This is a genomic window from Cupriavidus nantongensis (assembly GCF_041726985.1).
Taxonomy (GTDB): Bacteria; Pseudomonadota; Gammaproteobacteria; order Burkholderiales; family Burkholderiaceae; genus Cupriavidus; species Cupriavidus nantongensis_A.
Genome location: NZ_CP168303.1, coordinates 1,367,013 through 1,392,444 on the forward strand (window position 1 = coordinate 1,367,013; position 25,432 = coordinate 1,392,444).

General features: G+C 68.2%; 24 protein-coding genes and 1 tRNA gene. 10 read left to right on the forward strand and 15 right to left on the reverse strand.

What is annotated here, in order from left to right; genetic code table 11:
- Positions 1–22 precede the first annotated feature (22 nt).
- Positions 23–910: a LysR substrate-binding domain-containing protein gene (locus ACEI37_RS17630; RefSeq protein WP_373379969.1), complete on the reverse strand. Its 888-nt coding sequence runs from the start codon at positions 908–910 to the stop codon at positions 23–25.
- Between the two features lie 116 nt (positions 911–1,026).
- On the opposite strand from ACEI37_RS17630, the gene ACEI37_RS17635 reads away from it, so the two are divergent.
- Genes ACEI37_RS17635 through ACEI37_RS17645 form a run of 3 tightly spaced genes read left to right on the forward strand, consistent with a single transcriptional unit; the run spans position 1,027 to position 3,925 of the window.
- A complete protein-coding gene (locus ACEI37_RS17635; RefSeq protein WP_373379970.1) occupies positions 1,027–2,028 on the forward strand; it encodes an ornithine cyclodeaminase family protein in 1,002 nt (333 codons plus the stop codon).
- Positions 2,025–2,882 (forward strand): phosphate/phosphite/phosphonate ABC transporter substrate-binding protein, encoded by an 858-nt coding sequence (locus ACEI37_RS17640; protein ID WP_373379971.1) that lies wholly within the window; start codon positions 2,025–2,027, stop codon positions 2,880–2,882. Before ACEI37_RS17635 ends, ACEI37_RS17640 begins: the two co-directional genes overlap by 4 nt.
- Complete coding sequence (locus ACEI37_RS17645) at positions 2,879–3,925, forward strand: tripartite tricarboxylate transporter substrate binding protein (protein WP_373379972.1); 1,047 nt, start codon at positions 2,879–2,881, stop codon at positions 3,923–3,925. Before ACEI37_RS17640 ends, ACEI37_RS17645 begins: the two co-directional genes overlap by 4 nt.
- A gap of 82 nt (positions 3,926–4,007) precedes the next feature.
- On the opposite strand, the gene ACEI37_RS17650 is transcribed toward ACEI37_RS17645, so the two are convergent.
- From ACEI37_RS17650 to ACEI37_RS17715, 14 genes are all read right to left on the reverse strand, one after another.
- Positions 4,008–4,802, reverse strand: a complete 795-nt coding sequence (locus ACEI37_RS17650; RefSeq protein WP_062798235.1) for an ABC transporter ATP-binding protein — start codon at positions 4,800–4,802, stop codon at positions 4,008–4,010.
- Between the two features lies 1 nt (position 4,803).
- On the reverse strand, positions 4,804–5,700 hold the full coding sequence (locus tag ACEI37_RS17655) for an ABC transporter permease (RefSeq protein WP_115706673.1): 897 nt from the start codon (positions 5,698–5,700) through the stop codon (positions 4,804–4,806).
- 175 nt (positions 5,701–5,875) lie between these two features.
- On the reverse strand, positions 5,876–6,853 hold the full coding sequence (locus tag ACEI37_RS17660; protein ID WP_373379973.1) for an ABC transporter substrate-binding protein: 978 nt from the start codon (positions 6,851–6,853) through the stop codon (positions 5,876–5,878).
- 434 nt (positions 6,854–7,287) lie between these two features.
- Complete coding sequence (locus tag ACEI37_RS17665) at positions 7,288–8,322, reverse strand: quinone-dependent dihydroorotate dehydrogenase (RefSeq protein WP_373379974.1); 1,035 nt, start codon at positions 8,320–8,322, stop codon at positions 7,288–7,290.
- Positions 8,323–8,430: 108 nt separating this feature from the next.
- Positions 8,431–9,228, reverse strand: a complete 798-nt coding sequence (locus tag ACEI37_RS17670) for an arginyltransferase (protein ID WP_373379975.1) — start codon at positions 9,226–9,228, stop codon at positions 8,431–8,433.
- A 77-nt stretch (positions 9,229–9,305) separates the two neighbouring features.
- Positions 9,306–10,058, reverse strand: coding sequence for a leucyl/phenylalanyl-tRNA--protein transferase (gene aat / locus ACEI37_RS17675; protein ID WP_373379976.1), 753 nt, complete (start codon positions 10,056–10,058; stop codon positions 9,306–9,308).
- 40 nt (positions 10,059–10,098) lie between these two features.
- On the reverse strand, positions 10,099–10,683 hold the full coding sequence (locus ACEI37_RS17680) for an NUDIX hydrolase (RefSeq protein ID WP_062798246.1): 585 nt from the start codon (positions 10,681–10,683) through the stop codon (positions 10,099–10,101).
- Between the two features lie 196 nt (positions 10,684–10,879).
- Positions 10,880–10,955, reverse strand: a tRNA-Met gene (locus ACEI37_RS17685).
- 122 nt (positions 10,956–11,077) lie between these two features.
- The gene (locus tag ACEI37_RS17690; protein WP_373379977.1) at positions 11,078–11,830 is read right to left on the reverse strand and encodes an RES family NAD+ phosphorylase; all 753 of its coding nucleotides are present in this window, start codon (positions 11,828–11,830) and stop codon (positions 11,078–11,080) included.
- On the reverse strand, positions 11,790–12,179 hold the full coding sequence (locus ACEI37_RS17695) for an MbcA/ParS/Xre antitoxin family protein (RefSeq protein ID WP_018004354.1): 390 nt from the start codon (positions 12,177–12,179) through the stop codon (positions 11,790–11,792). Before ACEI37_RS17695 ends, ACEI37_RS17690 begins: the two co-directional genes overlap by 41 nt.
- A 112-nt stretch (positions 12,180–12,291) precedes the next feature.
- Positions 12,292–13,536 (reverse strand): benzoyl-CoA 2,3-epoxidase subunit BoxA, encoded by a 1,245-nt coding sequence (boxA, locus tag ACEI37_RS17700; protein ID WP_373379978.1) that lies wholly within the window; start codon positions 13,534–13,536, stop codon positions 12,292–12,294.
- Positions 13,537–13,548: 12 nt separating this feature from the next.
- Positions 13,549–14,973 (reverse strand): benzoyl-CoA 2,3-epoxidase subunit BoxB, encoded by a 1,425-nt coding sequence (boxB, locus tag ACEI37_RS17705; RefSeq protein WP_373379979.1) that lies wholly within the window; start codon positions 14,971–14,973, stop codon positions 13,549–13,551.
- Between the two features lie 32 nt (positions 14,974–15,005).
- Positions 15,006–16,703: a 2,3-epoxybenzoyl-CoA dihydrolase gene (boxC, locus tag ACEI37_RS17710; RefSeq protein WP_373379980.1), complete on the reverse strand. Its 1,698-nt coding sequence runs from the start codon at positions 16,701–16,703 to the stop codon at positions 15,006–15,008.
- 101 nt (positions 16,704–16,804) lie between these two features.
- The gene (locus tag ACEI37_RS17715; RefSeq protein WP_373379981.1) at positions 16,805–17,746 is read right to left on the reverse strand and encodes a helix-turn-helix transcriptional regulator; all 942 of its coding nucleotides are present in this window, start codon (positions 17,744–17,746) and stop codon (positions 16,805–16,807) included.
- 285 nt (positions 17,747–18,031) lie between these two features.
- Here ACEI37_RS17715 and ACEI37_RS17720 point away from each other — a divergent pair, with 285 nt between their 5' ends.
- From ACEI37_RS17720 to ACEI37_RS17750, 7 genes are all read left to right on the forward strand, one after another.
- Positions 18,032–19,645, forward strand: coding sequence for a benzoate-CoA ligase family protein (locus ACEI37_RS17720; RefSeq protein WP_373379982.1), 1,614 nt, complete (start codon positions 18,032–18,034; stop codon positions 19,643–19,645).
- A 33-nt stretch (positions 19,646–19,678) separates the two neighbouring features.
- Complete coding sequence (locus tag ACEI37_RS17725) at positions 19,679–20,494, forward strand: alpha/beta fold hydrolase (RefSeq protein ID WP_373379983.1); 816 nt, start codon at positions 19,679–19,681, stop codon at positions 20,492–20,494.
- Between the two features lie 120 nt (positions 20,495–20,614).
- Positions 20,615–21,820 (forward strand): ABC transporter substrate-binding protein, encoded by a 1,206-nt coding sequence (locus ACEI37_RS17730; protein ID WP_373379984.1) that lies wholly within the window; start codon positions 20,615–20,617, stop codon positions 21,818–21,820.
- Between the two features lie 103 nt (positions 21,821–21,923).
- Positions 21,924–22,790: a branched-chain amino acid ABC transporter permease gene (locus ACEI37_RS17735; protein ID WP_373379985.1), complete on the forward strand. Its 867-nt coding sequence runs from the start codon at positions 21,924–21,926 to the stop codon at positions 22,788–22,790.
- Between the two features lies 1 nt (position 22,791).
- Entirely contained in the window at positions 22,792–23,871 is a 1,080-nt protein-coding gene (locus tag ACEI37_RS17740; RefSeq protein ID WP_373379986.1) for a branched-chain amino acid ABC transporter permease, read from the forward strand.
- Positions 23,868–24,638 (forward strand): ABC transporter ATP-binding protein, encoded by a 771-nt coding sequence (locus ACEI37_RS17745; protein ID WP_373379987.1) that lies wholly within the window; start codon positions 23,868–23,870, stop codon positions 24,636–24,638. Before ACEI37_RS17740 ends, ACEI37_RS17745 begins: the two co-directional genes overlap by 4 nt.
- Entirely contained in the window at positions 24,635–25,375 is a 741-nt protein-coding gene (locus tag ACEI37_RS17750) for an ABC transporter ATP-binding protein (protein WP_373379988.1), read from the forward strand. The genes ACEI37_RS17745 and ACEI37_RS17750 overlap by 4 nt, the downstream gene beginning before the upstream one ends.
- The last annotated feature ends 57 nt before the right edge of the window (positions 25,376–25,432 follow it).

The window sequence follows — 25,432 nt, forward strand, 5'->3', positions numbered from 1 at the left end:
TTTTTTCCATCGCCGCCGTGGCCTAGCGCTTCATCATCCCCGTCAGCGTTTCGACGAATTCCAGCGACAGCCGCGACAGCGGCTCGGTCTGCACATGGAAGATCTGCACCGGGGCATTGACTTTGGTGCGGATCGGCACGGCGACGATATTGGGCCAGTTCGCGCCGAATACCGTCATGGCGTCGACCAGCGCGATGCCGGCGCCGGCCTGCGCCAACGCACGCGCCACGTGGGCCTGCTCTACCTGCACCCGCATGTCGGGCTGGTCGCCATCGTTGCCGAACATCTCGTGCACCAGCAGCGCGAACGGCACTTCCGGGCCATAGCCGATCAGGTCTTCGCCGATCAGGTCGGCGGGACGCACCCATTTGCGCGTCGCCAACCGGTGTCCCACCGGCACCAGCGCAACGATCTCGTTCTTCACCAGCAGCCGCGCCTCGAGGTTGGGATGCACCAGCGGCATGTTCGATACCGCCAGGTCGACCTGTCCCGATAGCAGCGCGCGCAGCATGTTGCCCGGAATCTGCGTGCGCACCACCACGCGCACCGCCGGGTGAGCGGCGCGGAAGCTGGCGATCGCGCGCGGCAGCACGGTCTGCCCCAGGTTGGGGCTGCAGGTGATGCGCAGGCTGCCGGTGCGGTTGGCGGCGAGGTCCTCGGCGATCTCGTTGACGCGCTCGATCCCTTCATAGACCGCATTGACTTCGCCCAGCAGCCGCCGCGCCTCCGGCGTGGGGAAGAGCCGCCCCTTGGTGCGGCGAAACAGCTCGAGGCCGAGCCGCTGTTCGGTGTGCGACATCAGCCGGCTGATCGCCGGTTGCGACACATAAAGCAGCTTCGACGCGCCGCTGATCGAGCCGGTCAGCATCACCGCGCGGAACACTTCGATCTGGCGCAGATTCATTTTCATGGCATTAACTTGATGTTAAGGCAGGCGGACATATAAGCATATGACAGTCAATGGCGCCATACCTACACTGGACCCATCGAGATTTCACACACACTGATCTGGAGAGCGGGGACCGTATGGCTGATATTCATCTCACCTACCTCAACGGCCGGGACATCGCGCGGCTGGAAATGACCGATGCCGAAATTATCGCCGCGGTGGAACAGGCACTGGTCGCACAAGGCAACGGCCAGACCGTGATCGAGCCGCGCGTGCACCTGATGCCGGACCCTGCCTTCAACGGCCACTTCAACGTGCTGCGCGGCTACGTGGCGCCGCTGGGGCTGGCCGGGGTCAAGGTGGTCGGCGATTTCGTCGACAACTACAAGCTCGGCCTGCCGTCGGAAATGGCCATGCTGAACCTGTTCGATCCCCGCACCGGCATGCCGGTGGCAATGATCGACGCGACCTTTATCACCGATGCCCGCACCGGCGCGCTGACCGCGCTCGGCGCCAGGCACCTGGCGCGCCGCGACAGCAAGGTGCTGGGCCATATCGGCGCGCGCGGCACCTCGTACTGGAACGTGCGCCTGCTAAACAGCCTCTATGACTTCGACGAGATCCGCGTGCACTCGCGCCGACCGGAAAGCCGCAATGCCTTTGCCGCGCGGCTGGAGCGCGATCTCGGCAAGAAGATCGTGGTGACGGAGGACTGGGAGTCGTGCGTGCGCGGCGCCGATATCGTGGTCGAGGCCTCGCGGCTGGAGCGTCCGACGCCGATGCTCAAGACCGAATGGATCAAGCCCGGGGCCTTCGTCGTGCCCTACGGCACCATGAGCGCGGTCGAGCTGTCGCTGACCGACATCATGACGCGGATGGTGGTGGACGACTGGGGGCAGTGCAAGGGCGGCATGTTCGGCGCGCTGCGCGCGCATGTCGAAGCGGGCAAGCTGTCGGAACGGACGCTCTACGGCGAACTCGGCGAGATCGCCGCCGGGCGCAAGCCAGGCCGACAGAGCGACGAAGAGACCAACCTGTTCTGGCACCGCGGCCTGTCGCTGAGCGATATCGCACTGGGACATGCGATCCTGAAGAAGGCCGGCGAGCGCGGGCTGGGCCACAAGCTGGTGTACGCATGATCGCCAATGCCCGCATGTACGCGGTGACGCCGCCGGCCGAAGCAGCCTGGCGCACGCTGCTGGCACGCGTGTCCGAGCGCGCCGGCGTGGCGTTGCCGTATGTCGAGCATGCCGCGCCCGCGCCGGTCAGCGCGCTGTGGGCGCGGCCCGACTGCGGCTGCGTGTTCATGTGCGGCTATCCGTATGCGAGCGCGCCGGTCACGCCGCAGTTGCTGGCCGCGCCGATTCCGGCGCAGGCGCGCTACGACGGCAGGCCGGTCTATTTCACCGAGTTCATCGTGCGCGCCGATGCGCCGGCGCAGTCGCTGGCGCAGACCTTCGGCGGGCGACTGGCATGCATGTTGCCTGAGTCGAACTCGGGCTATAACGCGCCGCGCCATTACCTGATGCGGCTGGCCCCGGCGGGTACGCAGGCGCTGTACCGGCCCGCGGCCATGGCGACGCCAACGCCGCGCGAGGTCATCGAAGCGGTGCTTGCCGGCGATGCCGAGGTTGGTGTCGTCGACAGCTATGTGATGGACCTGCTGCGCCGCTACGACCCGGCGCTTGCCGCGCAACTGAAGACGCTGGCGCTGACGCTGCCGGCACCGATCCCGGTGCTGGTCGCATCGGCGGATGCCGATCCGCGGCAGTGTGCTCGTGTGCGCGCGGCCTTGCTGGGCATGCATGAGGATGCCGCCGGCACCGCGCTGCTGGCGTCGCTGGAGCTGGCGCGCTTCATCGCGGTGCAGCCCGCCGACTATGCCTGCCTGCCCGCGATGGCGGATGAAGCCGACCGCGCGGGCTTTGCACTGACCGATGCCGCGGCCGGGGAACCATCGCCTGGTCACTGCCAATTGGGGGAACTGTCATGAAATCCGCTGTGAATGTTGCTGTATTCGCCGCTGTAAAGCCTTTCGTGCATCGTGATATCCGGCGCCTTGCCGTGCATGGCTTGCTCGCCGGCGCGGCGGCCTGCGCAACATGGCTCGGTGCGGGCCCGGCCCATGCCCAGCCGCCAGCCTATCCGGCAAAGCCGGTGCGCCTGATTGTGCCGTTTGCCGCGGGCGGCCCGGCCGACGTGCTGGCGCGTGCGGTCGGGGAAGGCCTGTCCAAGGCCACCGGCCAGAGCGTGCTGGTCGAGAACAAGGCCGGCGCGGCCGGCACCATCGGTGTCGATATGGTGGCCAAGGCCGCGCCGGACGGCTACACCGTCGCGCTGGTGCCGGTCGGCAATATCGCGGTGAATCCCACGCTGATGCCCAACCTGCCCTACAAGCCGTCCGACCTGGCGCCGGTGGCGATGCTCGCCACCGCCGAGAATGTGCTGGTGGTCAACGCGGCCACGCCTGCGCGATCGCTGGCGGAACTGCTCAAGCTGGCCGCGCAGAAGCCGGGCGAGCTGAGCTTCGCCTCGCCGGGCGCCGGCAGCCAGGCGCATCTGGCCGGCGAGCTGCTGCAGCTCGATGCCGGCGTCAGGCTGAACCATGTGCCGTACAAGGGCGTGAGCCCGGCCATGACCGATGTGGTCGGCGGGCAGGTGACCATGATGTTTGCGCAGCTGTCGGCGGCGCTGCCCTATATCAAGGCGGGCAAGCTGCGCGCCTTGGGCATGGCCAGCGCCAAACGCTCGACGGTGCTGCCCGAGGTGCCGACGATCGCCGAGCAGGGCTTCCCGAAGTTCGAGGCGGTGTCGTGGTATGCGTTGATGGTGCCGGCGGGTACGCCGCCCGATATCGTGCGCAAGCTAAGCCAGCATGCCGACGCGGTGCTGGCCGATGCCGCGCTGAAGGAGAAGCTGGCGACGCTGGGGATGGAAGCGGCGGGCGGCACGCCGCAGCAGCTGGCGGCAGCCATCCAGAAGGAAAGCACGCGGTGGGCGGGGGTGATCAAGCAGCGGCGTATCACGATCGACTGATCATCGCCAACATCCGGACGCGCAAGCGCCAACGTGCAAAAAAACAGGGAGCCGAAGCTCCCCGTTTTTCTTGCCAGCGCTGTCACCCCAGCAACAGCGCATCGTCATCCAGCTGCTCATGCCGCGTCTGCTCGAACATCTTGAGCAGGTCCGGCACATCGAGCCCCTTGCGCTTGTCGCCCGAGACATCCAGCACCACCTGGCCCTGGTGCAGCATCACCGTGCGCTGGCCGTAGTCGAGCGCCTGGCGCATGCTGTGCGTCACCATCATCGTCGTCAGCTTGCTTTCCTCGACGATGCGCGCGGTCAGTTCCAGCACGAACGCGGCGGTCTTGGGGTCGAGCGCGGCGGTGTGCTCGTCCAGCAGCAGGATGCGCGACGGCTGCAGCGAGGCCATCAGCAGGCTGACCGCCTGGCGCTGGCCGCCGGAGAGCAGGCCGATGCGGTCGGTCAGGCGGTTTTCCAGGCCCAGGTTGAGCAGGCGCAGCTTTTCGCGGAACAGCTCGCGCGAGGCGCGGTTCAGCGCCGGGCGGAAGCCGCGGCGGCTGCCACGGGCCATCGCCAGCGCCATGTTCTCCTCGATCGTCAGTGCTTCGCAGGTGCCGGCCATGGGGTCCTGGAATACGCGTGCCACCAGGTGGGCGCGGTCCCAGGCGGGCTTGCGCGTGACGTCGGTGTCATCGATGGTAATGCGCCCGGCGTCGACCATCTGGTCGCCGCTGATCGCATTCAGGAAGGTCGACTTGCCGGCGCCGTTGGAACCGATCACGGCCACGAACTGGCCGCTCGGGATTTCCAGGCTGAGGCCGCGCAGCGCGCGGGTCTCGATCGGGGTGCCCGGGTTGAAGGTGAGCTTCAGGTCTTGTGCGCGCAGCATCTCAGGCACCTCCGTTCTTGCGGGCAAACAGCTTCTTGCGCGTCGCCGGCAGCACCAGCGCGATCGTCACCAGCGCGGCGGTGACAAGGTTCAGATCCTGCGCCTTGAGGCCGATGAAGTCGCTGTTCAGCGCCAGCGCGATGAAGAAACGGTACAGGATGGCGCCCAGCACCACCGCCAGCGTGGTCCAGATCAGCCGGCGTGCCGGCAGGATGGTCTCGCCGATGATCACCGCGGCCAGGCCGATCACGATGGTGCCGATGCCCATCGAGATATCCGAGCCGCCCTGGGTTTGCGCGAACAGCGCGCCGGCCAGCGCCACCAGTGCATTGGACAGCGCCATGCCGGCCAGCGTGGCGCGGCCGGTGGCGATGCCCTGCGCGCGCGCCATGCGCGGGTTGGCGCCGGTGGCGCGCATCGCCAGGCCCAGCTGCGAGCTGAAGAACCAGTCCAGGCCGACCTTGGCCACCACCACCACCACGAACAACACCAGCGGGCGCAGCACGTAGTCGGGCAGCCACTCCGGCTGCAGCACGGTGAACAGCGTGGGCTCGGTGATCAGCGGCACGTTGGGGCGGCCCATGATGCGCAGGTTGATCGAGTACAGCGCGATCATCATCAGGATACTGGCGAGCAGGTCCATGATCTTGAGGCGCACATTGAGCCAGCCGGTGATCCAGCCGGCCAGCGCGCCGGCGGCGATGGCCACCACGGTCGCCAGGAACGGGTCCTGGCCAGCGGCGATCAGCGTCGCGGCCACGGCGCCGCCCAGCGGGAAGCTGCCGTCAACGGTCAGGTCGGGAAAGTTGAGGATGCGGAAGGAAATCAGCACCCCGAGCGCCACCAGGCTGAAGATCAGGCCGATCTCCAGGGCGCCCAGAAGGGAAAAGAGGGACATGGGGGAATCCTGTTGCGGGGTCCGGCGTCTGCCCGGCGCCGGTTTCGGGGCGGGTCGGCCGGCCTGCCCGGATGGGGCCGCCAGCCGCCTCGCCCTGTTATGTCCGGCCGGCCGGGTAGGCCTGGCCGGCGCATCCGCCGCCTTGCGGCGGCGGCATGGCAGGGCGTGGCTGTGCTTACTTGATGACCGTCTTGGCTTCCTTGACCAGCTCCGGCGACAGCGTCACGCCTTGCTTGGCGGCCGCGCCGGTGTTGACGAACAGTTCCAGGTTGTCGCTGGTCTGCGAGGCGATCGCGCCCGGCTTCTCGCCCTTCAGGATGCGCACCACCACCTTGCCGGTCTGGTGGCCCAGGTCGCCGTAGTTGACGCCCAATGCCGCCACGGCGCCGCGCTTGACGCTGTCGGTATCGGCCGCGACCAGCGGGATCTTCGACTCGTTGGCGACCTTGACCAGCGCCTCGTAGGCCGACACCACGTTGTTGTCGGTGTTGGTGTAGATCACGTCGACCTTGCCGATCAGGCTCTTGGCGGCCGGGCCGATGTCGACGGTGCGCGGCGCGGCGGCTTCCTTCAGCGTCAGGCCTTCCTTGGCCAGCAGCGCGCTCAGTTCCTTGACGACTACCACCGAGTTGGCTTCACCCGGGTTGTAGACCATGCCCACGGTCTTGGCCTTGGGCACCACGCGCTTGATCAGGGCCACCTGCTTGTCCAGCGGCAGCTTGTCCGACACGCCGGTGACGTTGGTGCCCGACGCCGACCAGCTCTTGACCAGCTGCGCGGCGACCGGATCGGTCACGCCCGAGTACACCACCGGCACGGTCTTGGTGGCGGCGACCACGGCCTGCGCCGACGGCGTGGCGATGGCGACGATGGCGTTGGGGTTGTCGCCGACGAACTTGCGGGCGATCTGCGCGGCGGTGCCGGTGTTGCCCTGGGCGCTCTGGTATTCCCACTTCAGGCTCTTGTCGGCGTCATAGCCGGCCGCCTTCAGCTCTGCGCGCACGCCGTCGCGGATGGCGTCCAGCGCGGGATGGTCGACGATCGACAGCACCTTGACGGTCTGGGCCTGCACGGCGCCGCCGTACAGCAGTGCCAGCGCCACGGCGCCGCCCAGGATGGTTTTGGATGCTGCGAGACCCTTGGTGGACTTCATTATGTGTGCTCCCCCGAAACTCGGTTCTGGATTGGATACGGCCGCGGATGGTTCGGTCCGCCGTCCTGGACCGTGCACCGGCTGGCGCACGATGCCGGTCCGGGCGGGCGCGGCGGCTTCCTGCGGCGGGAGGGAGCGTGCGCGGACGCGGCGGATGCGACAGCGATAAGCCTGCGAGGATACCACTTCCCGCGCACGAAATGGACAGTCATCATGCGGAAGTGGGGCATCCGATGCTGTCAGACGCCCGCTATCCGCCATCGAGGCGCATTTAATTGCGCGGGAACCGGGGTTTGCTTGTGGATTACCCTGATTGCGGCGGCCTCATCTTCATGCAATTGCGCACCGCCAGGGCGTGGAGGTTTTCCTCGACCCGGGCGGTGCGGTGGCGCATCGGCGGGTGGGCTGGGGGCCTTTGGCCGGCCCCGCCGGGCTCAGCCGCGCAGCGCCGCGGCGCACTCGCGCACCAGCGCCGGGCCGCGATAGATCAGGCCGCTGTAGACCTGCACCAGGCTGGCGCCGGCGTCGGTCTTGGCGCGCGCGTCGGCGCCGCCAAAGATGCCGCCCACGCCGATGATTGGCACCGCGTCGCCGACCACGCCGTGCAGCGCACGCACCACGCGGGTCGAGGCTTCGAACACCGGACGCCCCGACAGCCCGCCGGCTTCGTCGGCATGCGGGAGGCCCTTGACCGCCTCGCGCGAGATGGTGGTGTTGGTGGCGATCACGCCATCGATCTTGTGGCGCACCAGCGCGTCACCGATATTGCCGATCTGGTCGGCGTCGAGATCCGGCGCGATTTTCAGCGCCAGCGGTACATAGCGCTTGTGCTGGTCGGCCAGGCGCTGCTGCGCGGCCTTCAGCGTCGACAGCAGGCTGTCGAGCTCGCTCGCGCCCTGCAGCTGGCGCAGGTTCTTGGTGTTGGGCGACGAGATATTGACCGTCACATAGCTGGCGTGCGGATAGACGCGCTCCAGGCAGTACAGGTAGTCGTCGTTGGCGCGCTCGATCGGGGTATCGGCGTTCTTGCCGATATTCAGCCCCAGCACGCCGCCCTCGGCCTTCCAGCGCGACGCCTGCACATTGGCGACGAAGGCATCGACGCCGCCGTTGTTGAAGCCCATGCGGTTGATCAGCGCATCCGCCTGCGGCAGCCGGAACATGCGCGGGCGCGGGTTGCCCGGCTGCGCGCGCGGCGTGACCGTGCCCACCTCGATAAAGCCGAAACCGAGCGCGGCGAGGCCGTCGATATAGGCGCCGTCCTTGTCCAGCCCCGCGGCCAGCCCGACCGGGTTGGGAAAGCGCACCCCCATGACCGTGCGCGGATCGTCGGCGATGCGGTTGCCGATGCAGCCTCCCAGGCCCATGCGATGGGCGCGCAGCAGGTTCTTCAGCGTGAAATGGTGGGCGTCCTCGGCATCCATCGAGAACAGGGCGGGGCGAAACAGGGGGTAGAGCGCGTTGAGCACGTGGGCAGGCGGCCGGCGGGGCGGCGCGGAAGTCGGGACCAGGGCGGCATTGTAGCGGCTGGCCCGCCCGCGAGGGCGGCCGCGGCGGCGGCCCGCGGGCTGGCCGGGCTAAGGCTGCGTCGGGGGCGGAACCGGCGCCGCGGCTTTCTCGGCCTCGGCGGCGACGTCCTCGAACGCATGCCAGTGGTTGCCGGTCAGCACCTGCAGCGGCCGGAAGCGCGCCTTGTACGCCATCTTGCGGCTGTCGGCGATCCAGTAGCCAAGGTAGAGGTGCGGCAGGCCCAGCGCATGGGTCTGGCGGATCTGCCACAGGATGTTGTAGGTGCCGTAGCTGGCGTTGTGCTCGAGCGGGTCGTAGAAGGTGTAGACCGACGACAGCCCGTCGTCGAGCACGTCGATCATGCTGACCATGCGCAGCCGGCCGGCCTCGGGCGAGCCGGGTGGGTCGCGGAATTCAACCAGGCGCGAGTTGACGCGGCTCTGCAGCAGGAACTGCTCGTACTGGTCGCGGCTGTCCTGGTCCATGCCGCCGCCGGCATGGCGCAGCGACTGGTACAGCAGGTAAAGGGAATAGTGTTCTTCGACGTAGGTCAGCGGCGCCACCAGCGCCTGCAGGTGCTGGTGGCGGTTCCACGCGCGGCGCTGCGAGCGGTCCGGCGTGAACTGGTCGACCAGCACGCGGCATGGCGTGCAGGCGTGGCAATCGTCGCAATACGGCCGGTAGGTAAAGATGCCGCTGCGGCGGAAGCCCGCGCGCACCAGGCGCGAATAGACGTCGGCATTGATCAGGTGCGCCGGCGTGGCCACCTGTGAGCGCGCCATGCGGCCGTCGAGATAGCTGCAAGCGTAGGGCGCCGTGGCATAGAACTGCAGCGCGGACAGCGGTAGTTCCTTCAGCTTGCTCATGACTCAGGGGGCTCCGGGCGGGACGGCGCGGTTTGCACGGTGGTCCGCAATGTCAGCGTCGGCAACCGTGCCGGGATTCAGCCTGCCGGCGCGGCGGGTGTCCCGGCCCAGCGCTCCAGCACCGATTTGTCGAACCGCCACGGACTGATCGCCGGCTGTGCCGTTGCCGCGCGCACATGGGCCACGAATTCGGCGCGGGGGATGGGGCGCGCACCCAGCGAGGCCAGGTGGTCGGTTTCCTGCTGGCAGTCTATCATCGCCACGCCGTGGTTGCCGAGGAACGCGCACAGGGCCGCCAGCGCGATCTTGGACGCGTCGGTGCGGTGCGCAAACATGGATTCGCCAAAGAACATCCGCCCCAGCGCCACGCCGTAGAGGCCGCCGACGCGCTGGCCGCGGTACCAGCTCTCGACCGAGTGGGCCAGGCCATTGCGGTGCAGGGTGCCGTACGCCGCGATGATGGCGTCGGTGATCCAGGTGCCGTCCTGGCCCTCGCGCGGCGTGGTCGCGCAGGCGCGCATCACGGCCAGGAAATCGTGGTCGACGCGGACTTCCCAGTCGGTATCGCGCAGCACGCGCCGCAGCGTCTTGCGCAGGTTGGCCGACACCCGCAGCGCCGGCGGCGGCAGCACCATGCGCGGATCGGTGCTCCACCACAGCACCGGCTGGCCGCTCGAATACCACGGGAAGATGCCCTGGCGATACGCCAGCAGCAGCCGTTGCGGCGACAGCTCACGGCTGGCCGCAAGCAGGCCGGGGGCCTCGGAATCGGGCCCGAGCGCGTGCTCGACCGGGGGAAACGGATCTTGCGGGTCCAGCCAGGCGATCATGCGGGCTGCGCCGGAAGGCGGTGCGCGGCGGGCCCGCCGCTCAGGGGGTGACCGTGGCCCGGCTGGTCAGCGGGCGCATGGGCTTGTCGATGTCCAGGCTGTGCAGCCGGAAGCTGCCGTCCTGCAGCCGGCCGGCGGCGCGGTCGGCAAAGAAGCAGCGCAGGGTGTGGATCACGGTGGGGAAGGCCAGTTCATCCCAGGGCACATCGGCCTCTGCCACCAGCTTCACTTCCAGGCTTTCCTCGCCGGGCGCGATGTCGAGGTCGTCCAGCGTGGCGAGGTAGAACAGATGCACCTGGTGCACATGCGGCACGTTCAGGATCGAGAACAGCTCGCCCACCTGCACGCGCGCGCCGGCTTCTTCCAGCGTTTCGCGCGAGGCCGCCTGGGCGGTGGTCTCGCCGATCTCCATGAAGCCCGCCGGCAGGGTCCAGAAGCCGTAGCGGGGCTCGATCGCGCGCTTGCACAGCAGGATCTTGTCTTCCCAGACCGGGATCGTGCCGACAACGTTGCGGGGATTGACGTAGTGGATGGTGCCGCAGTTGTCGCAAACACTGCGCGGGCGGTTGTCGCCGTCAGGCACGCGCAACACGACCGCATGACCACAGTTCGAGCAGAATTTCATGAGGGGCGTCCGGGAGAATGGCGAAAGTGTATCACCCTCGCGAAGGGCGCCGGCGGGCCGTAGGAGCGGTGGTGCACCATGGGCCGGATACCGTCACGGCCAGTGCCGAGACCCCGCGCGGCGGCACAAAAACAAAAAACCCGCCGATGGCGGGTTTGTCTGCTTTGACGGCGTCACAGACATGCATCTGTGCGGTTGGTTGCGGGGGCAGGACTTGAACCTGCGACCTTCGGGTTATGAGCCCGACGAGCTGCCAACTGCTCCACCCCGCGTCCGTCGAAGAAAAGATTATATGGCATCCGGTTGCGCAATGCAACACCTGTTTAACAAAACCTGTCAGCGACGCGTATTGCCCCGTGCCATAACGATTAGATCGCCGCGGCGGGGCAGAGGTTCAGCCGGCCTCGGGGGTTTCGCTTGTGCGCTGCCACAGCGCCGCCTCGAACTCGAAGCTGTCGCGCTGCTGCAGGTCGTCGCGCTGCCACATCACGCGGTCGCGGCGCACGGTCAGCATCCAGGTGGTGGTGGCCAGAGGCGTCGGGTGCGAGAACGCGCGCGGCGTCAGCACCGCGCCGCACGGACCATGCAGCGGATCGCGCACCGAGGTATAGCGGATCATGCCGAGGCCGGCTTCGCGGGCGATGCGGCCGAAGGCCTGGCAGGGTTCGTGGTTGTCCGGGTCGGTCCAGGCGGCGCGGTCCCGGTCGAACGGCGGCTGGTCCAGCGCCACGCCGGAGGTCTCGACACGCACTTCGAACAGCGTCTGCGCGCGCGCGTCGATGCGGGGCAGCGCGGGGCTGTCGTTGAGGAAGCGCCAGCGCCAGTAGCCGAGCTCGGCACAGGCGGTGCGGATCTCGTTAGCGCCATAGAACACGCCCGGATCCTGGCTCGCGCGGAAGCGCGAGCCCCAGGGCGAAGGCGGATAGCGGAACGGGGTGAACAGCAGATAGTGCAGGTGGCGTGCCTCGACCGGCACGGCGGGCTTGCCGGCATCCAGCACGGCTTCGAGGACCGCCTGTTCCTCCAGGCTGTCGACCAGCGGCATGGTCGAGACCACATGCTGGGCTTCCACCGCCCGCCACAGCGTGAGCGCGAACTGCCGGCGCTCAGATGCGACCGCGGGTGGCGTCCAGGTAGTGAACGACACGGACCAGACCTTCGGTGGTGCGGATCAGCTCGAGCGGCTTGCCGCCCAGCGCGAGGTTGTCATGGGTAAGCCAAAGCCGGGCCTGGTCGCCATGGCCCAGGATGGCGTCGAGCGAGCGGAACAGGCGCACGAACAAGACGCCGAACTCCCACTCCTTGCGATGCGCGTCGAGCACATAGCCGCCGGACGCCATGCGCGAGACCGAGGCCGTGCTGATGCCCAGCACGCTTGCCACCATGGCCTGGCTGATGCCCAGGAAGCCGGCGGCGCGCATGACCGCCTTGGTCAGCGTGGTGCCGGGGTCGGGGCCGCCGGCGGGATCGGTTTCCGGAATCCGCCTCGATTGCATCGCCTTTGCTCCTGTTTCTTCAGAAAGATTATAGGCGATGAATTTCGGAAGGGAAGGGGCTGCTCAACGATTCGAGCCTATGACGCGGCGCGCCGGTTTCGCGTGGACGCGGCTAGTAGGTTTCGATATGCAGCCGTCCTTCGGCCTTCATGGTGGTTTCCAGCGCCTTCCAGTTAAGACCCGCGCCGGCGCAGACCGTTTCAAATGCGGCCAGCACGCCTTCCTCCATGCCTTTCAGGCCGCAGATATAGACATGGCCGTTGGCGTCGCCAAGCAGCGCGGCAACGCTGTCCGCCGCCTCGCGGATCGCGTCCTGGACATAGCGGCGCGGCGTGGCCGGGTCGCGCGAGAAGGCGAAGTGGATGTCGAGGAAGTCCCTGGGCAGCTTCAGCAGCGGGCCGAAGTAGGGCAGTTCGGCCGCATTGCGCGCGCCGAAGAACAGCAGCCGGCGCCCGCTGAATTGCGCCAGGTTGCGGCGCATGCGCTCGGTCATGGCGCGCATCGGTGCCGACCCGGTGCCGGTGCAGATCATCATCACGCTGGCCTCGCTGTGGTTGGGCATCAGGAAGGTCGAGCCGAACGGGCCCACCACCTGCACCGTGTCGCCCTTGGCCAGGTCGCACAAGTAGTTGGACGCGACGCCGCGCACCGGCTTGCCGTCGTGGTCCTGCTCGACCCGCTTCACCGTCAGCGCCAGGTTGTTATAGCCCGGGCGCTCGCCGTCGCGCGGGCTGGCGACCGAATACATGCGGATGTAGTGCGGCTTGCCGGCGGCATCGGTGCCGGGTGGCACGATGCCGATCGACTGGCCTTCCAGGATCGGGAAGAAGTGGGTGCCGAGATCCAGCACGATATGGTGGATATCGCTGGACGCGTCCGCGGCGGTGAGCCGGTAGTTGCCGGCCACGGTGGCGGTCACGGCGGCGCGCACGCCGTGCAGGTTCACATAGGGATGGGCGGCCGACCACGGCGCCCGCGGCGAGGTATGGCGGCTGGTTTCGACCGACTGGATCGCGGCGTCGTCGGCTGCGGTGGTGCCGCTGCCGGCGGTGGCCGGCGCGGCCTGGTCCGTGCTGTCCAGCTCCGGCAGCGGCAGTTCGGCCGGCAGCTCGTCCCACAGCAGCTGCGCCTCGATCGAATAGGCCTGGCCGCGCAGCATGGTGCGCCAGTTGTCGATGGCGCCGGTCGGGCACGGCGACAGGCAGGCGTTGCAGCCGTTGCAAACGTCGGCCCGGACCACGTAATTGCGGTCGTCATGGGTGATGGCGTCGATCGGGCAGGTGTCTTCGCAGGTGTTGCAGCGAATGCAGATTTCCGGATCGATCAGGTGCTGCTTGATGATGTCGGGGGCGCCCATGGCGGTTCGGTTTCAGTTGAAGCGCACGTATTCGAAATCCATCGGCTGGCGGTTGATGCCCACCGCCGGCGGGGCAATCCAGTTGGCATACTTGCCGGGCTCGGTGACGCGGCCCATCAGCGAGGCGACGAAGGCGCGGTCTTCGTCGGTCGCCAGCCAGTCGCGCTCGTGGGCCTTCCATTCGGCTGCCGATATCAGCCTGCCGTCGGGCGAGACATGGACGTTGGCCAGCGTGCCGATCTTGCGGTTGAAGGCCTTGTGCGGCACGCTCAGGCGGAACGCAATGCCGGCCTTCTCGATGACCTTGTTCCAGCGCGCCACGCCGCCCATGCTGTCCTTGATGTAATCGTCGCGCAGCACTTCGTTGAGCGCGTTGAGCATCGGCACCTCGCGCTCGCCCAGGCGGCCGTCGCGCACTTCGAGCACGCGGTAGACCTCGCCCTTGAGCAGATGGTCGTCGGCGCGCTTGCCTTCCTCGAAGCGTCCCTTCAGGCCCGCGCTGTAGAACGTGGCGGCGTTGGACGACTGGTCGGCGCCGAACAGGTCGATGGTGACGCTGTAGTGGAAGTTCAGGTAGCGCTGGAGGGTCGGCAGGTCGATCACGCCGGCGGCGCGCACCTCGGCCGGGTCTTCGATGCCGCGCTCGCGCATGACCTCGCAGGTGCGCTGGATCACGCGCGACACGCCCGATTCGCCGACGAACATGTGGTGCGCTTCCTCGGTCAGCATAAAGCGCGTGGTGCGCGCCAGTGGATCGAAGCCGGACTCGGCCAGCGCGCACAGCTGGAACTTGCCGTCGCGGTCGGTGAAGTAGGTGAACATGAAGAACGACAGCCAGTCCGGCGTGCGTTCGTTGAAGGCGCCGAGGATGCGCGGGTTGTCCTGGTCGCCCGAGCGGCGCTCCAGCAGCGCCTCGGCCTCCTCGCGGCCGTCGCGGCCGAAATAGCGGTGCAGCAGGTACACCATCGCCCACAGGTGGCGGCCTTCTTCGACGTTGACCTGGAACAGGTTGCGCAGGTCGTACAGGCTGGGCGCGGTCAGCCCCAGGTGGCGCTGCTGCTCGACCGAGGCGGGCTCGGTGTCGCCCTGGGTCACGATGATGCGCCGCAGGTTGGCGCGATGCTCGCCCGGCACCTCCTGCCACGCGGCTTCGCCCTTGTGTTCGCCGAAGTGGATGCGGCGGTCGGGGTCGGCCGGCTGCAGGAAGATGCCCCAGCGGTAGTCCGGCATCCTGACGTGGTCGAAATGCGCCCAGCCGGAGGGATCGACCGACACCGCGGTGCGCAGGTACACCTGGAAGTCGTGGGATCCGTCGGGCCCCATGTCGCGCCACCAGTCGAGGAAGGCTGGTTGCCAGTGCTCCAGCGCGCGCTGCAGCGCGCGGTCGTCGGACAGGTTGACGTTGTTGGGGATCTTCTGGCTGTAATCGATGCTCACGTCCTGGTCTCCTGTGTGTTCTGGCGGGCGCGCTAGACGCGGTCCCAGTCGAAGCGGGCCTTGTTGCCGCTGCCGAAGACCTTCAGCGCGCCGTTCTCGCCGACGGCATTGGGGCGCTGGAAGATCCAGTTCTGCCAGGCGGTGAGCCGGCCAAAGATGCGGGTCTCCATGGTCTCGGCGCCGCCGAAGCGCAGGTTGGCTTCCATCCCGGTCAGCGCATCCGGCGACAGGCTGGCGCGTTCTTCCAGCGCGATGCGGATCTCGTCTTCCCAGTCGATATCGTCCGGCGCCGCGGTGATCAGGCCGAGCGAATCGGCGCTGAGCGCATCCAGCGGCGCGCCGATGTGGTCGCGTACCGGGCCCAGCGCGGCCTCGTCGCCGTAAAAGCGCGCGGCCAGCCGGGTCTGGCCGTTGGGCATGGGGTAGTGGCCGAAATTGAGCGGCGAGACAAACACGCGCGGCGCGTCGTCGGGCGCGTCGGGCAGGTGCAGCATGTAGCTGCGGTCGGCGGCCAGCGCCAGTTCCAGCAGCGTGCCGGCAAAGCAGGAATCGGGCTCGATCAGCGCGATCAGGCTGCGCGACGAGACGTCCAGCCGCGCCAGCGTGCGGCGCAGCATGCCCAGGGTCTCGCGCACGAACCAGTGGCCGGCGTGCGCCTGCAGCAGGGCATCGGCCGCCATCACCGCGGCCGGGTCGCCATCGGTCTTCAGCACCCAGATGCCGATGTCGAGATGGTTGGTGCGCAGCGTGAGGATGGCGTCGTCGAGTTCGCGCGCCATTTTCAGCGGCCACCATTGCGCGCCCGCCGCGACCACGCCGGCCAGGTCGGCGGGCTGGTGCTTGTCGGGGCCGAACACGGTCAGCGTGGCCTTGCGCGCGGCGGCATCGACATGCACGCGCACGGTCTCGTAGCGATAGCCGTCCGGCTCGACGCTGCGCGACAGCGGCGTCAGCGTGATGCCATGGTGGCCTTGCGGACGGTCGCTGCTTGCCGCCAGCGCCGCGGCGCGCTCGGCCACGTATTCGGCGAAGCGCGCCGGCTTGACCACCTCGTCGACCAGCTTCCAGTCTTTAGCGCGCTGGCCGCGCACGCCTTCGGTGGTGGTGCAGAAGATGTCGGCGTGGTCGCGGCGCACATGGCGCTTGTCGGTCACGCGCGTCAGGCCGCCGGTGCCGGGCAGCACTCCCAGCAGCGGCACTTCGGGCAGGCTCACCGCCGACGAGCGGTCATCGACCAGCACGATCTCGTCGCACGCCAACGCGAGCTCATAGCCACCGCCAGCGGTTGTGCCGTTGCAGGCAGCGATGAACTTCAGCCCCGAGTGCCGGCTGGCGTCCTCGATGGCATTGCGGGTCTCGTTGGTGAACTTGCAGAAGTTGACCTTCCATGCGTGCGACGACTGCCCCAGCATGAAGATATTGGCGCCCGAGCAGAAGATGCGCTCGCGTGCGCTGGTGAGCACCACGGTGCGCACCTCGGGATGCTCGAAGCGAATGCGCTGCAGCGCGTCGTGCAGTTCGATGTCGACACCGAGGTCGTAGGAGTTGAGCTTGAGCGCATAGCCCGGACGCAGGCCGCCTTCCTCATCGACATCCATCGCCAGCGTGGCGATGGGGCCGTTGAAGCTCAGCTTCCAGTGGCGGTACTGGTCGGGGTGGCGCTCGAACGTGACCGGCGCGGGCGCGTCTGCGTGGCCGGGTGGTTGCGGGGCGATGGCCGGCGTGGACATGGCTGTCTCCTGAGTGCACTATCGTGCCTTGCGGCTTTTGATGAAATATAGTGCATGGAGACAGGCGGCGCAACGTCTTTGTCAGCCTGCGCCGGGGCAGCTCAGGCGCCCGCGGCCTCCAGCCGGGCGCGCAGTTGCTGCAGCGAGGTTGCGGCATCCTGGCCGCTGGTGTCGATCGACAGGTCGGCGCGGTCATACAGCGGCGCGCGCGCCTCGAGAATGCGGCGCAGGTCGGCCATGGCCTCGCGGTTGCCTTCCATCGGCCGCATGTCGCCCTGGGCCACCACGCGCGCCATGTGCTCTTCGGGCGAGGTGCGGACCCAGATGGTGTAGCACTGCGCCAGCAGCAGGTTGAAGGTGGCCGGCTCCGACACCAGGCTGCCGGGGGTGGCCAGCACCATGCGGTCGTGTTCGCGCAGGGTCCGTTCCAGCGCGCGCATTTCGTAGCGGCGATAGGCGGCCTGGCCGTACAGCGAGTGGATCTCGGACAGGCTGGCGCCCGCTTCCTGCTCGATCACGGTATTCAGTTCGACGAAGGGCACGTCGCGCACGGCCGCGAGCGCGCGCCCGAGCGTCGACTTGCCGGCGCCGCGCAGGCCGATCAGCGCGATGCGGCGGTGGCGCGCATCGCCGGACTGCTCCGGCGCCAGCGCATGGCGGCAGGCTTCGCGCACGCGCGCGAGGTCGCCGGCGGGCAGTTGCGCCAGCCACTGCACCATCTGCGCGAACTCGGACGCCTGCTGGCCGTTGAGGGTGTCCACCTCGGCCAGCACCACCGGCAATGGCACATCCAGCGCGCGTGCCACCTGCCGCAGCAGCAGCACCGACGCATTGCCGGTGCCGGTTTCGAGGTTGGCCAGATAGCGTTCGGACACGGCCGCGCCGCGTGCCAGGTCCTTGCGCGACATGCCGCGCGAGGCGCGCAGCGAACGGATGCGCTCGCCCAGCCGGGTCAGGTAGGGGTCGCGTTCGGCGTTGGCGGCGGGCGGGGTGTCGGCCTCGGCGGCGCTGGGGGCGGGCAGCGGTGCGGAATCGCGGCGCATGGTGTCGGTCGGGTTGGATGCGGCCAAAGAAGGCACGGGCAAAAGCAGGGGCGCATTATACGTTCAGCCGTGTTGTGCCAAGTGGTGCCGGAGGCGGCTGCGACCGCAAACGCTGTCCTATAGTGCATTCCCTTGGTTGCATAATAGTTGATGTGAAATAAAATGCATCAACAAGCGGATCCCGGCTGCATTCCGGCCGGTCCCCATAACCGCGACTGGCCTGGCGCCGGCGCGCGCCCGCCGGACCCTAGCGGGCCGCGGCGCGCGACACCGAGGAGTGCAGACATGACGCCCCCCACTCTTGCCGCGGCCGCGGCCGGCACCGCTGGTGCCATTGCGGCGCTGCCGTCACGCTATAACGCGGCGGAGGACCTGCTGTCGCGCAACCTCGCGGCAGGCCGTGGGGCCAAGACCGCTTATCGCGACGACACCACCGCGCTGACCTATGCCGAACTCGACGACCGGGCCCGCCGCTTTGCCGGCGCGCTGCGGGCGGCTGGTTTGCGCCAGGAAGAGCGCTTGTTGCTGTGCGCGCTGGATACGGTTGATTTTCCGGTCGTGTTCCTCGGCTGCCTGCTGGCAGGCGTAGTGCCGGTGGCGGTCAACACTCTGCTGACCGCCGACGACTACGCCTACATGCTTGAACACAGCGGCGCGCGCGCGGTGGTGGTGTCCGAGCCGCTGCTGCCGGTGATGCAGGCCGCGATCGACAAGAGCGGGTTGTCGCCGACGGTGATCCAGGCTGCCCCGCACGCCGGCGCCGCGCCGTCGTGCAGCGTCGGCGCAATGCTGGCGCGCACGCGCACACCCGCGCCGGCCGCCAGCACGGGGCCCGACGACATGGCGTTCTGGCTGTACTCGTCCGGCTCCACCGGCAGGCCCAAAGGGACCGTGCATACCCACGCCAACCTGTTCCATACCGCCGATCTCTATGCGCGGCAGGTGCTGGGCATCCGCGAGGACGACGTGGTGTTCTCCGCCGCCAAGCTGTTCTTTGCCTACGGGCTGGGCAATGCGCTGACCTTCCCGATGTCGGTCGGCGCCACCACCGTGCTGATGGCCGAGCGCCCCACGCCCGCGGCCGTGTTCAAACGGCTGTGCGAGCACAAGCCGACGGTGTTCTGCGGCGTGCCGACACTGTTCGCCGGCATGCTGGCCGCGCCCGAGCTGCCGCCGCGCGCGCAGGTGGCGCTGCGCGTGTGCACCTCGGCCGGCGAGGCGCTGCCGCGCGATATCGGCGAACGCTTCCTGGCGCATTTCGGCTGCGACATCCTCGACGGCATCGGCTCCACCGAGATGCTGCATATCTTTCTGTCGAACCGGCCGGGCGCGGTGCGCTACGGCACCACCGGCGTGCCGGTCCCCGGCTATGAAATCAGGCTGCTCGACGAGCAGGGCCAGCCCTGCGCCGCGGGCGAGATCGGCGAGCTCTACATCAAGGGTCCGAGCGCTGCGCTGATGTACTGGTGCAACCGCGACAAGAGCCGCGAAACCTTTGTCGGCGCCTGGACCCGCAGCGGCGACAAGTACCTATGCGATGCGGACGGCTACTACACCTACGCCGGCCGCAGCGACGACATGCTCAAGGTCGGTGGCATCTACGTCTCGCCGTTCGAGGTCGAGGCCGCGCTGGCACAGCATCCGGCTGTGCTGGAAGCGGCGGTGATCGGCGTGACCGATGCCGACCAACTGGTCAAGCCCAAGGCCTTCGTGGTGCTGCGCCCCGGCCAGCAATGGCACGACGGCATGGCGGCGGAACTGCAGGCGTTTATCAAGTCGCGCCTGGCGCCGTACAAGTATCCGCGCCAGATCGAATGCGTGCCGGAACTGCCCAAGACCGCGACCGGCAAGATCCAGCGCTTCCGCCTGCGCCAGCGCGAGCAGGCCGGGCGCGGCTGAACTGTTTTAACCGATGCAACAGACAAGGTGTCCATGCCCGGCAGCCTGGTAGAGATTCCGTTCGACAACCGCCGTATCCAGATCGAGTACCAGTGGCTGCGCCCGGAGCGCGCGCAGCGCCCGCTGGTGGTGTTCCTGCACGAGGGCCTCGGCTCGGTCAGCATGTGGCGCGACTTTCCGCTGGACTTCTGCGAAGCCGGCGATTACCGCGGGCTGGTGTTTTCGCGCTATGGCTACGGTCGCTCCACGCCGCGGCCGCACGACGAGAAGTGGCGCCCCGATTTCATGCACCGGCAGGCACGCGAGGCGCTGCCCGCGCTGTTCGATGCCCTGGAGATCGGACCCGGCCGCGCGCACGGCACGCCCTGGCTGCTTGGCCACAGCGACGGCGGTTCGATCGCACTGATCCACGCCGCCAGCTTTCCACGGGCAGTGGCGGGCATCACCGTGCTGGCGCCGCATATCGTGGTCGAAGACCTGTCGGTGCGCAGCATCGCGGCGACGCGCCAGGCCTACCTGGAGACCGACCTGCACGAGCGGCTGGCGCGCCACCACGCGGATGTCGATTCCGCGTTCTGGGGCTGGAACGATATCTGGCTCGACCCGGAATTCCGCGGCTGGGACCTGCGGCCGCTGCTGTCGGGCATCCAGTGCCCGGTGCTGGCGGTGCAGGGCGAGGACGACGAGTACGGCACCATGGCACAGATCGAGGGTATCCATCGATATGCCCCCCAGACCACCTTGCTTAAACTCGCGCGATGCGGACATTCGCCCCATCGCGACCAAAAAGATCCGTTGACGCTGGCCGCGGTTCGGCATATAAACGCATATACTTCAAACCTAAAATAATTCGGCTTCCCGCCGATTGCGCAGGGGTTCCCGGTGCCAGGTGCGCCGCGGCCCGTGGCAAGGGCAGGGGTGACCGGCAACGGTCCAGCGAGCCAACCGGCTTGACCACCAGGAGACACCATGCGTCGCTTCCCATCGCGCAGGCTTGCGCCTGCCTGCCTTGCCGTCGCCACCGTCTTTGCCATGGCCGGCGCTTCCGCGCAGACCGCGGCGCCCGCGGCCGGCGCCCCCGCCGGCGGCAAGATCAAGGTCGGCTTCATGCTGCCGTACACCGGCACCTACGCCGCGCTGGGCAACGCCATCGAGAACGGCTTCCGCATGTACGTGCAGCAGCAGGGCGGCAAGCTGGGCGGGCGCGAGATCGAGTACTTCAAGGTCGACGACGAGTCCGATCCGGCCAAGGCGCCGGAGAATGCCACCAAGCTGGTCAAGCGCGACCAGGTCGACGTGGTGGTCGGCACGGTGCATTCCGGCGTGCAGATGGGCATCGTCAAGGTGGCCAAGGAAAACAACACGCTGCTGATCATTCCCAACGCCGGCGTCGACGAGGCCACTGGGCCGCTGTGCGGGCCCAACATCTTCCGCACCTCGTTCTCGAACTGGCAGCCGGGCTATGCGATGGGCCAGGTGCTGGGCGAGCGCGGCCTGAAGAAGGTGGTGACGCTGACCTGGAAATATGCCGCCGGCGAGCAGTCGGTCAAGGGCTTCAAGGAGGCATTCGAGGCCAAGGGCGGCAAGGTGGTGAAGGAGCTGAGCCTGCCGTTCCCCAATGTCGAGTTCCAGGCGTTGATCACTGAAGTGGCGTCGCTCAAGCCCGATGCCGTGTTCGTGTTCTTTGCCGGCGGCGGCGCGGTCAAGTTCGTCAAGGACTGGGCCGCGGCCGGGCTGAAGGACAAGATCCCGCTGTATGGCTCGGGCTTCCTGACCGACGGCACGCTCGAGGCGCAGGGCAACGCCGCGCAGGGGCTGGAAACCACGCTTCATTACGCTGACGGGCTGAGCAACCCGCGCGACAAGAACTTCCGCCTGGACTACGCCAAGACCTACAAGCTGCAGCCTGACGTGTACGCGGTGCAGGGCTACGATGCCGCGCAGCTGCTGGCGGCCGGCGCGACCGCCGTGAAGGGCGACATGACGCGCAAGGCCGACCTGTACAAGGCCATGGGCGGCGCAAGGATCGACAGCCCGCGAGGCACCTTCACGCTGTCCAAGGCGCACAACCCGGTGCAGGACTTCTACCTGCGCAAGGTCGACGGGCGCGAGAACAAAGTCAGTTCCGTGGCGGTGAAGGCGCTGGCCGATCCGGCGCGCGGCTGCCGGCTGTAAGCGCTTTAACACCCGCGTGTTTTCTCCCCTCTCCCGCGCGCGGGAGAGGGGAGCTTGCCACCAGCATGCGTGGCGCTATCGGTTCCTTGATGTATTGCCCCGCATGGACATCGTCTCTTTCCTCATCCAGTGCCTGAACAGCGTCCAGTACGGCCTGCTGCTGTTCCTGGTCGCCAGCGGCCTGACGCTGATCTTCGGCATCATGGGCGTGATCAACCTGGCGCACGGCAGCTTCTACATGCTGGGCGCCTACCTGGCCTTCACGCTGGCCGGCCTGACCGGCAACCTGTTCATCGCCATTCCGCTGGGCATCGTGCTGGCGGTGGTGTTCGGCTATGTGCTGGAGTGGGCCTTCTTCAGTTACCTGTACGAGCGCGACCACCTGCAGCAGGTGCTGATGACCTACGGCCTGATCCTGGTGTTCGAGGAGCTGCGCAGCATCCTGGTCGGCGATGACGTGCACGGCGTGCAGGTGCCGGCGCTGCTCGATGGCGCGCTGCCGATCGGCAACGACATGACCTATCCGGTGTACCGCCTGTTTATCTCCGCCGTGTGCCTGGTGGTGGCGCTGGCGATGTACTACGTGATCCGCCGCACGCGCCTGGGCATGATGATCCGCGCCGGCGCGACCAATCGCGAGATGGTGCAGTCGCTCGGCATCAATATCACGCTGCTGTACCGCTTCGTGTTTGCGCTCGGCGTGGCGCTGGCGGTGCTGGCCGGCATGATTGCCGCGCCGGTGTCGTCGGTCTATCCGGGCATGGGCGCGCAGGTGCTGATCGTCTGTTTCGTGGTGGTGGTGATCGGCGGCATTGGCTCGGTCAAGGGCGCACTGGTGGCGTCGCTGTTGCTGGGCTTTGTCGATACCTTCGGCAAGGTGTTCTGGCAGGAGGCAGCCGGCGTGCTGATCTACCTGCTGATGGCGGTGATCCTGCTGTGGAAGCCGCAGGGGCTGTTCAAGGCGGGATGACATGAATCCGACGACATTGCCGGCGCGCCGGCACGCTGCGCGCAACGCCACGCTGGCCACCGCGTTGGGCTGGGTGGTGGCCTTTGCCGTGCTGGCCGGGCTGCCGCTGCTGCTGACCGCGGACAGCCACAAGTTCTATATCGAGCTGGTCAGCAAGGTGATGATCATGGCGATCTTCGCGCTGTCGCTGCAGCTGCTGATCGGCTACACCGGGCTGGTCAGCCTGGGCCACGCCGCCTACTTCGCCATGGCCGCCTATGCCACCGCCATGCTGGCGCCGCAGAGCGGACCCGGCAACGGCTGGGTGCTGCTGGCCGGCGCGCTGGCGGCATCGGCCGCGCTGGCGCTGGTGGTGGGTGCGCTGGTGCTGCGCACGCGCGGCGTGTATTTCATCATGGTGACGCTGGCGTTCGCGCAGATGGTGTATTTCGTGTTCCACGACACCAAGGTCGCGGGCGGCAGCGACGGCACCTATATCTACTTCCGGCCGGAATTCCCCGTGCCCGGCGAGCACCTGCTGACGGTGAACGACCCGATGCACTTCTACTGGCTGGTGTGGCTCGGGCTGGTGGCGACCGTTGCGGTGCTGATGCTGGTGCTGCGCTCACGCTTCGGCCACGCGCTGGTCGGCATCCGCCACAACGAGCAGCGCATGCGCGCGGCCGGCTATGCCACTTACCGCTACCAGCTTGGCGCCTTTGTCGCGGGCGGGCTGCTGGCGGGGCTGGCCGGGTTTCTCTATGCGATCCAGTTCGGCTTCGTCAATCCGGAGATCGCGTCGTGGCACCAGTCGGGCAACGCCATGCTGATGGTGATCCTGGGCGGCGTCGGTAGCCTGGCCGGCGCGGTGCTGGGTGCGTTCTCGTTCGTGCTGCTGGCCGAGTGGTTCAGTACGCTGACCAAGCACTGGCAGTTGCTGATGGGCGGCTTCATCATTGTCGCGGTAGCGCTGCTGCCGCGCGGGCTGGTGAGCCTGCCGTCGGTGCTGCGGCACGGACGCCGGCGCCGCCGCAATGGCGATGCCGGCTCCGGCACCGACGAAGCCGCCGCCGAGCCGCGCAGCCATACGGAGGCCGCATGAACGCGCCCGCCACCCCCATCCTCGAGGCGCAGCAGCTGACCCGCCGCTTCGGCGGCCTGACCGCCGTGGCCGGGGTCGACCTGACGCTGGCGCTGCATGAGATCCACGCCGTGATCGGCACCAACGGCGCGGGCAAGTCGACCCTGATCAATATGCTGTCCGGCGAATTGCCGGCGTCGTCCGGCCGCCTGCGCCTGAAGGGCGAGGACGTGACCGGCTGGTCGCAGCCGCGGCTGGCGCGCCATGGAGTAGGACGCAGCTACCAGCGCAACAACATCTTCCTGCCGCTGACGGTGCGCGAGAACTGCCGGCTGGCGGCGCAATCGCGCGCGCAGCGCGCCTGGCGGCTGTGGGAAAGCGCCCAGGGCTGCCGCACCGCCGCGACGCTGGCCGACGAGGCCATGGAGCGCGCCGGGCTGGAGCACCTGGCGGACCGGCGCGCCAGCGACCTCGCGCACGGGCAGAAGCGCCAGCTCGAGGTGGCGATGTGCCTGGCCACGCAGCCGGTCGCGCTGCTGCTGGACGAGCCGCTGGCGGGCATGGGCGCGGAAGAGTCGGCGCGGATGCTGGCGCTGCTGCGCGGCCTGCGCGAAGGCCATGCCATCCTGCTGGTGGAGCACGACATGGACGCGGTGTTCTCGGTCGCCGACCGCATCACCGTGATGGTCAACGGCGCCGTGATCGCCACCGGCAGCCCCGAGGCGATCCGCACCAACCACGAAGTCCAGGTCGCCTACCTGGGCGAGGAAGAGGACGAGGCCGCATGAACCTGCCCAACACCGCTGCGGCACAGCCGACGCCGATGATCGAGGCCACCGGCATCAACGCCTGGTATGGCTCCAGCCATGTGCTGCGCGACATCGACTTCACCGTCGGCGCGGGCGAGACGGTCGGGCTGCTGGGGCGCAACGGCATGGGCAAGAGCACGCTGTTGCGCACGCTGCTGGGCCACGTGCGCCAGCGCCAGGGCCGCATCCTGGTGGCCGGCCGCGACGTCTCGCGCGCGCAGCCGTTCGAGGTGGCGCGCCTCGGCGTAGCCTACGTGCCGGAGGGGCGTGGCATCTTTCCCAGCCTGTCGGTGCGCGAGAACCTGCTGATGGCCGCGCGCAAGGGCTGCCATGGCCGCAGCGACTGGGACGAGGCGCGCGTGCTCGACCTGTTCCCGCGCCTGAAGGAACGCCTGTCCCATGGCGGCCAGCAGCTGTCCGGCGGCGAGCAGCAGATGCTGTCGATCGGCCGCGCGCTGATGACCAACCCCGATTGCCTGGTGCTGGACGAGGCCACCGAGGGGCTGGCGCCGCGCATCGTGCGCGAGATCTGGGCCGTCATCGCCACGGTACGGGCCACCGGCATCGCGTCGGTGGTGGTCGACCGCAACTTCCGTTCGGTGCTGGCGCACGCCGACCGTGCCGTGGTGCTGGAAAAGGGCCGGGTGGTGCTGTCCGGACCCGCCTCGGACCTCGCCGGCAAGCCGGAAGCGCTGGACCGCTACCTCGGCGTCTGATCTGGTTGAAGTGTCCTATAGGGCACTATTGTTGCCCTGCCGCAACGGCACTTGCGG